The sequence below is a fragment of the Mesorhizobium sp. WSM3864 genome (assembly GCF_002294955.1).
GTDB lineage: Bacteria > Pseudomonadota > Alphaproteobacteria > Rhizobiales > Rhizobiaceae > Mesorhizobium.
Map to the genome: position 1 here is coordinate 96950 of NZ_NSGD01000003.1, position 12690 is coordinate 109639.

Annotated in this window: 16 protein-coding genes; 12 read left to right on the forward strand and 4 right to left on the reverse strand. The window is 63.8% G+C overall.

All coding sequences use genetic code 11. The features are described from left to right. Positions 1-215 precede the first annotated feature (215 nt). Together CK215_RS08325 and CK215_RS08330 are read left to right on the forward strand one after the other, a co-directional pair. Entirely contained in the window at positions 216-1016 is an 801-nt protein-coding gene (locus CK215_RS08325; protein ID WP_095830663.1) for an alpha/beta fold hydrolase, read from the forward strand. 68 nt (positions 1017-1084) lie between these two features. Next, complete coding sequence (locus tag CK215_RS08330; RefSeq protein ID WP_095801707.1) at positions 1085-1702, forward strand: hypothetical protein; 618 nt, start codon at positions 1085-1087, stop codon at positions 1700-1702. On the opposite strand, the gene CK215_RS08335 is transcribed toward CK215_RS08330, so the two are convergent. Continuing rightward, positions 1692-2630 (reverse strand): metallophosphoesterase, encoded by a 939-nt coding sequence (locus CK215_RS08335; protein WP_066994187.1) that lies wholly within the window; start codon positions 2628-2630, stop codon positions 1692-1694. The two genes, CK215_RS08330 and CK215_RS08335, sit on opposite strands and share 11 nt — an antisense overlap. Before the next feature lie 68 nt (positions 2631-2698). Here CK215_RS08335 and CK215_RS08340 point away from each other — a divergent pair, with 68 nt between their 5' ends. Next, entirely contained in the window at positions 2699-3199 is a 501-nt protein-coding gene (locus CK215_RS08340) for an NUDIX domain-containing protein (RefSeq protein ID WP_095830664.1), read from the forward strand. A 1-nt stretch (position 3200) separates the two neighbouring features. Here CK215_RS08340 and CK215_RS08345 read toward each other — a convergent pair whose 3' ends face one another. Then, positions 3201-4121, reverse strand: a complete 921-nt coding sequence (locus CK215_RS08345) for a glutathione S-transferase family protein (protein ID WP_095830665.1) — start codon at positions 4119-4121, stop codon at positions 3201-3203. A 319-nt stretch (positions 4122-4440) separates the two neighbouring features. Here CK215_RS08345 and CK215_RS08350 point away from each other — a divergent pair, with 319 nt between their 5' ends. The 6 genes from CK215_RS08350 (at position 4441) to CK215_RS08375 (ending at position 9185) form a co-directional block, all read left to right on the forward strand. Continuing rightward, positions 4441-5046 (forward strand): N-acetyltransferase, encoded by a 606-nt coding sequence (locus CK215_RS08350; protein WP_095830666.1) that lies wholly within the window; start codon positions 4441-4443, stop codon positions 5044-5046. Positions 5047-5076: 30 nt separating this feature from the next. Continuing rightward, complete coding sequence (locus tag CK215_RS08355; protein WP_095830667.1) at positions 5077-5838, forward strand: 3-hydroxyacyl-CoA dehydrogenase; 762 nt, start codon at positions 5077-5079, stop codon at positions 5836-5838. 6 nt (positions 5839-5844) lie between these two features. Beyond that, the gene (locus CK215_RS08360) at positions 5845-7020 is read left to right on the forward strand and encodes a CaiB/BaiF CoA-transferase family protein (RefSeq protein WP_095830668.1); all 1176 of its coding nucleotides are present in this window, start codon (positions 5845-5847) and stop codon (positions 7018-7020) included. Positions 7021-7056: 36 nt separating this feature from the next. Continuing rightward, positions 7057-7827, forward strand: coding sequence for a HugZ family protein (locus CK215_RS08365; RefSeq protein WP_095830847.1), 771 nt, complete (start codon positions 7057-7059; stop codon positions 7825-7827). A gap of 165 nt (positions 7828-7992) precedes the next feature. Then, on the forward strand, positions 7993-8331 hold the full coding sequence (locus CK215_RS08370; RefSeq protein WP_095830669.1) for a metalloregulator ArsR/SmtB family transcription factor: 339 nt from the start codon (positions 7993-7995) through the stop codon (positions 8329-8331). Positions 8332-8387: 56 nt separating this feature from the next. Then, positions 8388-9185 carry an RNA methyltransferase gene (locus CK215_RS08375; protein ID WP_095830670.1) on the forward strand — a complete coding sequence of 266 codons (798 nt, stop codon included), beginning with the start codon at positions 8388-8390 and terminating at the stop codon, positions 9183-9185. A 42-nt stretch (positions 9186-9227) separates the two neighbouring features. Here the strand turns inward: CK215_RS08375 and CK215_RS08380 are convergent, their stop codons facing one another. Both CK215_RS08380 and CK215_RS08385 read right to left on the reverse strand, forming a co-directional pair. Then, positions 9228-10373, reverse strand: coding sequence for a hypothetical protein (locus CK215_RS08380; RefSeq protein WP_066994162.1), 1146 nt, complete (start codon positions 10371-10373; stop codon positions 9228-9230). Positions 10374-10510: 137 nt separating this feature from the next. After that, positions 10511-11047: an EipA family protein gene (locus CK215_RS08385; RefSeq protein WP_245299591.1), complete on the reverse strand. Its 537-nt coding sequence runs from the start codon at positions 11045-11047 to the stop codon at positions 10511-10513. Between the two features lie 117 nt (positions 11048-11164). On the opposite strand from CK215_RS08385, the gene CK215_RS30675 reads away from it, so the two are divergent. The 3 genes from CK215_RS30675 (at position 11165) to CK215_RS08395 (ending at position 12664) form a co-directional block, all read left to right on the forward strand. Further along, on the forward strand, positions 11165-11407 hold the full coding sequence (locus tag CK215_RS30675) for a hypothetical protein (protein ID WP_127847863.1): 243 nt from the start codon (positions 11165-11167) through the stop codon (positions 11405-11407). 26 nt (positions 11408-11433) lie between these two features. Next, positions 11434-12063: a histidine phosphotransferase family protein gene (locus tag CK215_RS08390; protein ID WP_095830671.1), complete on the forward strand. Its 630-nt coding sequence runs from the start codon at positions 11434-11436 to the stop codon at positions 12061-12063. A 232-nt stretch (positions 12064-12295) separates the two neighbouring features. Beyond that, a complete protein-coding gene (locus CK215_RS08395) occupies positions 12296-12664 on the forward strand; it encodes a response regulator (RefSeq protein ID WP_066994154.1) in 369 nt (122 codons plus the stop codon). Positions 12665-12690: the final 26 nt, after the last annotated feature.

Genomic DNA, 12690 nt, shown 5'->3' on the forward strand with positions numbered 1-12690 from the left:
GCATTCGCTGACGCGTGCGGGCCTGTTGAATTCGCTCGCCGGATCTGCTCGGCACCGCAGGCGTCGACACTCAACGAGAATTAGGCCTGCTTGCGCGTTCGATTGAGGCGCGCACGGCGAATTCGCGAAGATTTTACTGGCTATCGACCTGCTCAGGGAGCAATTCAGCCACAATCTTGAATTGCCCCTCATACTGCTTCACACCAACAATCTTGATGTTTAACTCTCTTCACGTCGCCGAAAGCGGTGCTGGCTCGAAGACGATCGTCTTCCTGCACGGCTTCGGCGCTTGCCATTCGATCTGGCGCGACGTGATTGCGGGATTGACGCCCGATGTGAGGACATTGGCCTACGATCTGCCGGGCCACGGAAACTCTCTGGAGTGCCAGGCGGCAGGCGTCAAGCAGACCGCCGGCGTCATCCTGGCCGATCTGGGCAAGCGCCGCCTGGGCAAAGTTCACGTCGTCGGCCATTCCATGGGCGGCGCGATCGCGACATTGATGGCATCTGCCGATCCCGAAAGGGTGGCCTCGCTGACCTTGCTGGCGCCCGGCGGCTTCGGCCCTGAGATCAACGGTCCGCTGCTGCGGCGCTATGCGGCCGCGGCCGATCGAGATGAGATCCGCGCCTGTCTTGCCGCCATGTCGGGGCCGCAAAGTTCTCCTCCTGAACACGTGGTGGAGGCGCTGTGCGGCATGCGCAAACGGCCGGGCCAGTTGCGGACCCTCGTCGGTGCTGCAGCCGTGATCACCAGGGAAGACCGACAAGGTATCATCCCGAGCGAACGGCTGGAAACCCTGAGCATGCCGGTGATGGTGCTTTGGGGAACGGACGATCCCGTCCTGCCCGTCGCCCAGGCCGAGGACTTGCCGCCGCATTTCCACCTGCACCACGTGCTGGAGGCGGGCCACATGCTGGTCGAGGAGGCGCCTGACCTGATTGCAGAGGCCGTGCGCCGCAACACGCGTCGCCGCAGCAGAATCCAGAGACCGGTGTTCAGCGCAGCCGCAAGCTGAGCCCATCTCGCAGTGCATTTTGCCGGCGACTGTGTTAACTCGCTGTTTACCAACAGCGAGGCAGCGCCATGAAGGATGCAGGCGACAAAATCACCCCGATCGAGCCATCGCGAAAGCTCGCGGACGCGATCCGCGACGTCAAGAACGCCTTCGCCGACCGCGATGATGTGGTGGTCGACATGCGCGAGGCGCACCGCATGCGGCTCGAGTTGCTGGCCGCGGAGCTCGCCCCCGTTTTCGCCGACGTGCCGGCGGATATCGACAATTTCGACTTCGCCGTCTCCTCCGGCCTGCAGCCGCGGCTGTGGGTCGATGCCGTGAGCCATGTCGCCATGGGGCGGGATCGCCGCACCTTCCGCTTCCTTAAGGACACGCGCATCGGCCGCGTGGTGCTGGCCGAATCGACCGACATGAAGCCCGTCGCCGATGCCGTTACGCGATACGTGGCCGAGCGTGTCGTCGAGCGGCAGCGGATGATGGAAGGCGCGGTCGAGAGCGCGGTGACTGGCCTGCATCGAGCCGAGGTCCGGGAAGCCGAGCCGCCCTTGCAGGCTGCAACGCGCCGCAACGGCTGGACGACCTTCTTTGCCGGCCTTGGCTTGATCGCCGCCGGCGCCCTGGTCGGCCTGGCGGTATCGCTGGTGCTGTTCTGGGACCGCATCGCCCAGATGAAGATCAGCTTCTGACGACGGGCTCGCGCACCACCGGCATATCGGCACCGAGCTCGATCACCTGAATGTCCGACGGCGGCAGTGCCGGACCGGTCAGGCCGCGCCGTGTCAGGCGGATGGTCCAACCACCTTTTTTTCCGCCGATCTCGAACAGATTGTACTGAGCGGCGGGATGATCGCCGCCCGGCGCCTGGCCGGCGGCGGCCACGCCGACCACCGGCACCTTGACGCCGCGCGGACCGATGGTGAACAGCGAAGGCAAGTGCGAGTGGCCGTGCAGCACAAGCTCGGCGCCATACCGGCGAATGACTTTGTGGAAGCGCGCGATACCGAACAGCCGCTTATGCTGCGAGACCGCGCCACGCACCGGCGGATGATGGATCATGATGGCGCGAAACAGCCCCTGTCTGGCCGTCGCGTCGAGGATGTTGCCGAGCCGCTCCGCCTGGCCCTCCATGAAGAAGCCGTTGGCCATGAAGGGCGCCGTGGCCCGCGCCGTCGTGACGCCGATCAGAGCGACATCACCGCGAACCCGCAAATAGGGAAAGGAATTGCGGTCGATTGGGCTGTTGATGCCGTCGCCCGTCATCCACGGCGCCCATGACCGGCAGACCTTGTCGAAGGCGCCCGGCACATAGGCATCGTGATTGCCCGGCACCACGGATACGTCATTCGCAGAGCCCAGCGTCTCCAGCCAATGTTTCGCCATCTCGATCTCGCCATCGAGCGCCAGGTTGACGAGATCGCCGGTGACCGCGAGGTGGTCGGGGGCGTTGGCTTTGATATCGCCGACAATCGTGTCGATCACCGCATCGTGCATATGACGGCGGCGGTTGCGTTGCCAGTTGACGTAACCCAGCACGCGCTTGGACGCGAGATCGCGATAGGTTACATCGGGCAGCGGCCCCAGATGGACATCGGAAATATGTGCAAGCCTGAGCATAGCCCCTTCTTAAGCGACCCGGTCCGGGCTTTCTACTCAACGTTTCCTGTCCGCTCGCGGTTTCGTGGATGACTGGCGCCGATCCGGAACAGGCGTTCCGCCAGACCGGCTGGGCGGGACTGCGGGCAAGGCTGTTCCATCTCTATTTCCTGCTGCGGCGCCCGATGACGCTTGGCGTGCGCGGCTTGATCTACGACCGCGCATCCAACTCCATCTTCCTCATCCGCCACACCTATGTTCCGGGCTGGCAGTTGCCTGGCGGCGGCGTCGAGGTCGGCGAGACGCTTGTCGAGGCGCTGGCGCGCGAGCTCGCCGAGGAGGGCAACATCGCGTTGACGGCTCCGCCGGTGCTGAGATCGATGCACTTCAACCGTCGCGCCAGCACACGCGACCACGTCGGCCTATATCTGGTCGAAGCCTTCAACCAGACGGCGCCGAAATCGGCGGACCATGAGATCGCCGAGGCGGCGTTCTTTCCGCTCGACCGTTTGCCGGCAGATGCGACGCCGGCGACGCGACGTCGGATTGCCGAAATTTTCGGCGGCGAGCAGGTCTCGGTCTACTGGTAACTCATGCTGCCTTCCTGAACCGGCCGCGATCATGTGGTGCGGCATAGTCGAGTTCAGGTCCCGCCGGGATTATCCCCGTCGGATTGATCGATTTGTGACTGCCGTAGTAGTGCGACTTGATGTGATGCAGGCTGACCGTGCCTGACACGCCGGGCACCTGGTAGAGGTCGCGCAGATAGTTCGACAGGTTCGGATAGTCGGCGATCCGGCGCAGATTGCATTTGAAGTGGCCGACATAGACCGGATCGAAGCGCACCAGCGTGGTGAATAGACGCCAGTCAGCTTCGGTGATCCGCTCGCCGACAAGATAGCGCTGCTTTGACAGCCGCTCTTCCAACGTGTCGAGTGCTGCGAAGAGCTCGCCGAACGCTTCCTCATAGGCTTCCTGCGAGGTGGCGAAGCCGGCGCGATAGACGCCGTTGTTGATCGCCGGATAGACCGGCGCATTGATCCTGTCGATCTCGGAACGCAACGCCGGCGGATAGAAGTCCAGGCTCGCATCACCCCATTCGTCGAAGCCGGAATTGAGCATGCGGATGATTTCTGACGACTCGTTGCTGACGATGGTTTCCTGTCTTTTGTCCCACAGCACCGGTACGGACGCGCGGCCCGAATAGCCGCGATCGGCCTTGGCATAGATCTGGTGCAGGAAGTCGAGGCCGTAGAGCGTGTCGCCGGTTGCGCCGTCCTCGGCTGTGAAGGTCCAGCCGTTCTCGCCCATGAAATGGTGCACCACGGAGACGGAGATGATGTCTTCCAGCTTCTTCAAGACGCGGAAGATCAAGGTCCGGTGCGCCCAGGGGCAGGCGAGCGAGACGTAAAGGTGATAGCGCCTGGGCTCCCCCTTGAAACCGCGTTTGCGCCCTTGCGCCGGCGCACCGTCGCGCGTCACCCAGTCGCGCCATTGCGCTTCGGCACGCACGAACCTGCCGCTGCTGTCGGCAACGGTCGAGCGGTCCTGCCATTTGCCTTAATCTCCCTGCGGTTCCAACAGACATCTAGGCGCTTACCCGAAATGTCGAAGCCCCCAGGCGCTGAACAGTTCGTCAAACGGCGAAAAGAAAGGTGAAAAGCGCCGATTGCAGCCGGGAACAATTGATGCTAGCGGAAGCGCCCATGTTTGACTTTGCCACGATCCGGTTCGACCGACGACGAAAGGACGCCCGCGCTTGATGAAGCGCTGACTGGCGAACGCTGCCGCTTGCAGCAAACCTTTCCTCGCATACCGGAACGCAAAGACCATGAGCCTTGCCGACGTGAAATATCTGCCGGAGACCCCGGCGCACGATCCTGAAATCGAAGCCATCAACGACGAGGCCTTCGGGCCGGGCCGTTTCGTGCTGGCCGCCTATAAGATCCGCGAGGCCGGCGGGCACGACCGCTCGATGTCCTTTGTCGCCGTCGAGGACGAGACGGTGATCGCCTCGGTGCGCATGACGCGCGTGGCGGCAGGCGCCGGACGCGCCATGATGCTCGGCCCGCTTGCCGTCCGGCCCGCCTTCAAGAATCTCGGTATAGGCCGCAGGCTGGTCGCGATCGCGCTCGAAGCCGCCGCGAAGGCCGGCGTGCCGGCCGTCATGCTGGTCGGTGACGAGCCCTACTACGGGCCGCTCGGCTTCAAGCGCTTCCCGCGTGGGCAGATCACCATGCCGCGTCCGGTCGATCTCGACCGGCTGCTCCATCACGAAATCAGGCCTGGCGCGGTGGCCCGGTTCGTCGGTGAGGTCTGTCATGCGGATACGGCGCGGGTTGCCGACCTGGCCCAGGTCGCGGTCCGCGCCTCGGCCAATCCGCAGTCCTCGATCGATCCGGTCATTCAGGTTGCGCCGCAGCAGCGCGCTTCGTAGCATGATCCGAAATTCTGGGAGGACGCCACCATGACCCCGAACGGCCAGATCGCGATCGTCACTGGCGGTGGCTCCGGCCTTGGCGAAGCGACGGCGCGCGCCCTTGCCACCAAGGGCGCCAAGATAGCGATACTCGATATCGGTATCGATCGCGCGGCCAAGGTTGCCGCCGATATCGGCGGCATCGCGGTTCAATGCGATGTCAGCAGCGCAGACAGCGGCATCGCGGCGATCGCCGAAGTGGCGGCAAAGCTCGGCGAACCGCGCATCCTGGTCAATTGCGCCGGCATTGCCATTGGAGTGAAGACGGTCGGCAAGGATGGCCCGCACCCGCTGGATCAATACCGCAAGGTGATCGAGATCAACCTGATCGGCACCTTCAACATGATCCGCCTGGTCGCCGACCGGGCGGCGAAACTCGACCCGCTCGCCGGCGGCGAACGCGGCGTCATCGTCAACACGGCGTCGGTCGCCGCCTATGACGGCCAGATCGGCCAGGCTGCCTATTCGGCGTCCAAGGGCGGCGTCGTCGGCATGACATTGCCGGTGGCGCGCGACCTGGCGCGCTCAGGCATTCGCGTCTGCACCATCGCCCCAGGGATCTTCAAGACCCCGATGATGGCCGGCATGCCGCAAGAGGTGCAGGATTCGCTCGGCGCTTCGGTGCCCTTCCCGCCTCGCCTCGGCGAGCCCTCGGAATATGCAGCACTCGCGCTCCACATCATCGAGAACCAGATGCTGAACGGCGAGACCATCCGCCTCGACGGCGCGATCCGCATGGCGCCCAAATAAAAGCGAATGAGCACGCAGCCGACAGCCGCCGACAAGACAGGGCCGTTGGCTGGCCTCAGGCTGATCGAGATGGCGGGCCTCGGCCCGGTGCCGCTCGCCGCCTTGATGCTATCGGAGATGGGCGCAGACGTCCTGCGCATCGAGCGGGCGGACGCCAAAGAGCCGCTTCTGTCCTTGCCCGAGGCCCACGACCTCGACCGCCACGGCCGCTCCATCCTCAGGCTCGACCTGAAGCGGCCGGACGGCGCGGAGCTTCTGCTGCGCCTTGCGGAAAAGGCCGACGTTCTCATCGAAGGTTTTCGCCCAGGCGTCATGGAGCGGCTGGGCCTCGGGCCTGATGTCGTGCTGGAAGGCAATCCTGCGCTGATCTACGGCCGCCTCACGGGTTTCGGCCAGGACGGGCCGCTATCGCGCCGCGCCGGTCATGACATCACCTACCTCGCCTATGCCGGCCTGCTGCATGCCGTCGGCCGGCAGGGAGCGCCGCCCGTGCCGCCGCTGAACCTTGTCGCCGACCAGGGCGGCGGCGCCATGATGCTGATCGCCGGCGTGCTGGCGGCCCTGTTCCAGCGCTCGCGCACCGGCAAAGGTCAGGTGATCGATGCCGCCATGGTCGAGGGTGCATCGATGCTCGCGGCTCCGATCCATGCCTTCATGGCGGCCGGCCTCTGGAGCGAGCGACGCGGTGAGAACCTGCTCGATTCCGGGGCCCCCTTCTACGACGTTTACGAGGCGGCGGACGGACGGCATGTCGCCATCGGCTGCCTCGAACCGCAATTCTTTGCCGAGTTCGCCCGATTGTTGCCGCTCGACCGGCGTTTTGTCGGCGGTCAATATGACAGGACATCGTGGCCCGACATGCGCGCTGCCATTGCCGCGAGAATCAGAGCGAAGACACGCGACGAGTGGGCCGAGGTGTTTGGACCGACCGACGCGTGCGTCGCTCCGGTCCTGTCGCTGACCGAAGCCAGGGATCATCCGCAGAGCCGCGCCCGGCGAAATTTTGCAAGATCGGGCGAGCTCGAACGTCCGACGCCGGCGCCGCGCTTCTCCAACGCCGCGTCGCCGCTCGCCGCGGCGCCCACGGTCGCCGACCGCCCGCATTCGGCTGTGCTGGCACGCTTCGGCATCGACGACGCTGAAATTGAAGCCCTTGTCAGGTCCGGCCTGTTTGGCCGATAGCCGGAGAGTAGAAATCAACTTATCGCGGTGAGCGCTGTGACCGAGACCAGGAAGGATGTCATCCGCGAGACCGACACCGAGGCCGTCAGGCTGGCGAAGACTCTGGTCCGCTCGGCCCGCTTCGGCGCGCTTGCTGCGATCGAGCCCGGCACCGGGGCGCCGCTGGCAAGCCGGGTCGGCGTGGCGACCGACATCGACGGCGCGCCGCTGATCCTGGTCTCGATGCTGTCGGCGCATACCGGCGCGCTTCTCGCCGACCCGCGCTGCTCGCTGCTCGTCGGCGAACCCGGCAAGGGCGATCCGCTCGCGCATCCCCGCATCTCGCTTGTATGCCAGGCGCTGCGGTTGGAGCGCGGATCGGCGGGTCACGCCCGCGCCGAACGGCGCTATCTCAACCGCAATCCGAAGGCGAAACTCTATGCCGGGCTCGGCGACTTCTCGATATTCCGGCTCGAGCCTGAACGCGCCAGTCTCAATGGCGGCTTCGGCAAAGCCTATCTTCTGGATCGCGCCGACCTGATCGCCGGCGGCCCGATCGTCGAGGAGCTGGCGGCCAGCGAACAGTCGGCCCTGGACCACATGAATGCCGACCATCGCGATGCGCTTTGCATTTATGCGCGCCATTTCGGCCGGGCCGAAGGCGATGGCTGGATCGCTACGGGTTTCGATGCGGACGGCATGGATCTGGCTTCTCCGGATGCCAGCTGCAGGGTCTTCTTCCCTCGGCCTCTCGGCACTGCCGGCGAGTTGCGGTCCGTGCTGGTCGAGATGGCAAAGGCAGGGCGCGCCGCAGGCCGGGCACAGTAGCGAAAGTTAATCGTCCCGGATCGAAAGCAACTCTTGAGATTTAGGTAAAATGATCTACCTTTTGTTGCAGCGCCGATTCAGCGGCGCTCCCTGACCTGAATATCGTGGAAATCAGCCGCCATTGCCCCCATGGCAGCTGGATGAGCCAGAAAACATGGGGGATCCATGATCTCAAGCAAGCTAGTCGCCAACGCCGAATCGGCTGCCGCGTTTCTGACGCTCATGGGCAATGAAAAGCGGCTGCTGATCGTCAGCTATCTGATCGAGGGCGAAATGTCCGTCGGCGCCATCGCCGAGAAAGTCCAGTTGAGCCAGTCCGCTCTGTCGCAGCATTTGGCCAAGCTGAGAGCGCTTGATATCGTCGAGACGCGTCGCGATCGCCAGATGATCTATTATTCCTGCAACTCCGACGCGGTGCGCGAGCTGCTTCGCACGCTGGAAGGCATTTTCGGCGACGGCGTCCTGTCTCAGATGGCCTACAGGATGCGCCGCGCCGGGACTTGACCCGGGCTCTGCAAAGCCCCTTACCTTGCTGACGACCGTTCGCCGGCGAGATTTCTATGAACCTCATCCCTGTCGACGACCCGCAGGATCCGCGTGTCGCCGCCTATCTCGATATCCGCGAGCGCGATCTCGTCGGACGACATGGGCGCTTCGTCGCCGAAGGCAAGGTCGTGCTGGATCTTCTGCTGTCGGCCGGACGCTTCGCGGCGGAATCGGCCCTCATTCTGGAGAACAGGCGGGCAGGCCTTGCAGGTGTCTTGCGCAAGGCGCCAGCCGACTTCCCGATCTATGTCGTCAACGGCGACGTCATGGACCGGATCGCCGGCTTCCACATGCATCGCGGCGTATTGGCGATTGGCGTTCGGGGCTCTCCTCAACCGGCCGAGGTGCTGCTCGAAACCTTGCCGGCAAGCGCGTTGGTCGTGGTTCTGGTCGGCATATCCAATCACGACAATATGGGCTCGATCTTCCGCAACGCCGCGGCCTTCGCCGCGGACGCCGTGCTTCTCGATCCCACCTGCTGTGATCCGCTTTACCGCAAGGCGATCCGCGTTTCGGTCGGCGCGGCGCTGAAGGTGCCCTTCGGCTCCTTCGACAATGCGATGAGCTTGACCGCAACGCTTGACCGGATGGGCTTCGGCCAGTTCGCGCTCTCGCCGCGCGGCGAAACGGACATCCGTGCTGCGGAAAGAACGTCTCGGCTGGCCCTCTATCTCGGGACGGAAGGCGAAGGCCTGCCCGAAGCCCTGCTCAGTCGCCTGCGGACCGTACGGATCGGCATGGCGGAGGGATTCGACAGCCTGAACGTTGCAGCCGCATCGGCCATTGCCCTGCATCACTTCTCGAAACGATAGCGGCGCAGCGACCAAGACGCTCCGCTCGCCACGGCATTCGGATCAGTTGCTTGCGTTGGCCTTCTGCAAGGCCCTGACACGGTCCGCGAGGCTGATGCCGCGCTCGCCAATATCTTGCCGCTCGTCGCGAGGGGTCGCCAAGGCCTTGGCGATCGGAGAATCCGGCCCTTCCAGCCTCATCGTCAGGTTGACGACCTCGGCGGCCAGTTCGTTCATTTGTTCGCGAAGCGCCGCACCGGCGCGCGGTGCCTCGGCTGCCTGTTCGGGCTGTGCCGTTTCGAGCGCGGCAAGATCGGTCTTGAGCCGCTTGTTCTCCCGCGCAAGCGCCGTCAGCCGCGCCTCCAGCCGCTCGCGATCGCCTTCGAGCTTGGCGATGGCATTGTCGATCCCTTGGACTTCGTCGGCCTTGTGCGTTCCTCCATTTACCGCATGATCTTTGCTTGGACGTTCGCGCATCCGCGCAAGCTCCTTCTCGCGCCTGTCCAGCTTTTCCTCGCGGTCGGCAAGGGTTGCAAGCAGCCGTTCGACCTTCTTGTCCAGCTCGGCTGTCCGCTTCTTCTCCGCCTTGAGCGCGTCCCTGGCGGCTTTGCTTTCCGCTGCCAGGTCCTGATTGCGCCGGTCCGCTTCCTTGCGCTGGCTGCGCAGCACCGCAATGTCATTGGCGAGCTTGTCCAGTTCCGATTCGCGGGCCACGAGCTCGATCTGGCGGTTTGAGGAAGAAAAGCTGGCTTCGTCATACATCTGCTCCAGCTTTTGCAGCTCCAGCGCGCGCTTCTCCAGCGAGCGTTCCGCCTGCGCCAGCTTTTCCGTCAGCTTGTGTAGCTCTTCCTCGCGCAGCCTGAGCTCCGCGTTCTTGGCCTGCAGATCGGAAAGCGCCTGTGTCTTGTCCTTCTTCTCGACCGCCAGTCCCTTCAGGGCCTCCTGGGCGCGGCCGATCTCGACCAATTGCTCGGCCACCTTTTCCTTCAGACTTTTGATGTTCATCTCGAGCCGGCGCGTGTTCATGGCGAACTCGGCGCGGATCCGGTCCTTCTCGGCCAGCATCTCGGCAGGCGTCAGCGGCATCGACGCCTCGAGGCGCCGGCGTGTCAGGACGACGGCCCGCCGCCAGACGGCCGGCGCGACCAGCGACACCAGAAAGGCCGCGCAGAGGAAGCCGAGTGCGAAGAACAGGATCGACTGGACCAAGGTGGACTATCCGTATGCGAGGCGGCAACCCGCCATGCCGACTGTGCCACCTTGGCATGGCGGAAATCCAGCGCCGCGGCAAGAGCACGCCGCGGCACGATCAGTCTTATCCGAGCGGCTGTGGCAATCCTGTCCGGTCAGAACGGATTCCACGTCGCCCGCTCGGTCAGCTTCAGATAGCCGAGATTGACGCCGAGCCGGGCACCGACCCCGGTGCGGATCGGAACGAGCAGCACTCTGTTGCTCTGCAGCACGTTGAAGCCGACGCCCGCCACGACATAAGCCGATCCGGCGACGCCGCCGAAGCGGTTGTAGAGGCTGCTGATATCGTCGAGATTGTAGACCAGCATCATCACGCGCGAGCCTTCGCCGCCGAAATCCCAGCCGAGCGATGGGCCTTGCCAGAACACCTTATGGTCGCCGGCGTTCTTGGTGTACAGCGTGCCCTCGCCATAGGTCAGGCCGCCGATCAGCGCGCCGGAACCCTCCTCGCCGAGCAGATAACCGTTTGGCAGGCCGTAGGACGCGAACACCTTTTCGACCACGGTGGCGAGGCCTCCCGACGTCGCGCCGAAGAACTTGTGGCCGGAATCGACAATCTCTTGCGCGGTGTATTCCTGGGCCCGCGACGCCGAGGTTGAGAGGATGAGAGCACCCGAGAGGGCGATCGTCATGGTGAGGACGCGGACGAACATCCGGTCAAAGAATCGGGAAAACATGCTTCCAATCTCCGTCAGGGAGCACTTTCGCCGACGCCTCGTATCCCTACGGCTCTTGGCGGCCGTTTCGAGATGACTGTTACGGGCAAACTATGCCGTAATCCTTTTTCAACCATTAAGCTGGCGCAGGAAGATGGCGGTTCGAGGGCTGAAGAGCCTGACACGATCTCTATCAGCCTCAATTTCGCGGCATCACGCACCATTTTCGCTGTCCGCAGCTGTGGATTTGTTGATGCATGGACGGGCGCTGTGTATTCAGAAGGCCTTGGAAAAGAGCGTGATTCGCGTAGCGGGCGCGACAACGTTCGGCCATGACATGTGAACCAGCAGGGATTTCTCCGATGGCCGAGCTCTTCACCCTCTCCGCCCCCGATCTGGCTGCGCTTTTGTGCAGCCGCGTATGCCACGACATCATTTCGCCGGTCGGCGCCATAAACAACGGCCTCGAACTGCTCGATGAAGGCGGCGCCGACGAAGACGCCATGAAGCTGATTCGCCAGAGCGCCAGGAACGCCTCGGCGCGGCTGCAGTTTGCCCGCATCGCCTTCGGCGCCGCGGGCTCCGCCGGCATGATGATCGATACCGGCGACGCCGAGGCCGTGGCCATTGCCTTCCTGAAGAACGAGAAGCCGGAACTTGTCTGGAACGGCGCCCGCGCGCTGCTGCCCAAGAACAAGGTCAAGCTTCTGCTCAATCTCATTCTTGTCGCCAATGCCGCCATACCGCGTGGCGGCAGGCTGGTTGTCACGTTGGAGAACCTCGAGACCGAACCGCGTTTCTCGCTGTCGGCGAGCGGCCCCATGCTGCGGGTGCCGCCGAAATTCCTCGAGCTGCATTCGGGCCACAAGCCCGAGGAGCTGATCGACGCCCACTCGGTCCAGCCTTATTACACGCTGCTTCTGGCGCGCGAGGCGAACATGACGATCTCGATCCATGCAACGGCCGATGAGATCGTGTTGTCGGCAGCCTGAGGCTACAGCCAAGAACAGGTCAAGTATCCATTGTCACTGATCTTGCAGCTGGCAGTGCGATCGAAGCATTGCCTGCCGCCTGGCACTGTAGTGCATCGCAGGCCAAAATCGCGCAAAGCGGTTCTTTGGAAAAACTTTACCTAACCGCTTTTCGGCTTCTTTACCAGATTGTTCTAGGGTGCCTCACGGTTACCGGATTGCCGGTTCGGCAGTTGGCAAAGAGGACCCGGAAATGAAACGCTGCCTGTTCGTGGACGACTCGAGTGTCATCAGGAAGGTCGCGAAGCGTATCCTTGGCGGCTCGGACATCGTGGTCTTCGAGGCGGCCAGCGGGCTTGATGCGATCGAGATCTGCTCCGGCGACATGCCCGATGTCATTGTTGTCGACGGCGGCCTGCCGGATATGCAGGCGGTCGACCTCATTCGCCGCATCCGTGCCATCGAAAACCCCGTCAAGCCGCAGATCCTGGTCTCGCTCGTCGAAGTCGATGTCGGCTCGATCATGCGGGCGAAACGTGCCGGCGCCCAGGGTTACCTGCTGAAGCCCTTCAACCGCGCGCAGTTGCTCGAGAGCTTCCGCTTCCTGAAAATCGCGGCCTGAGCTTTTCGACACCCCAAACAAAAACC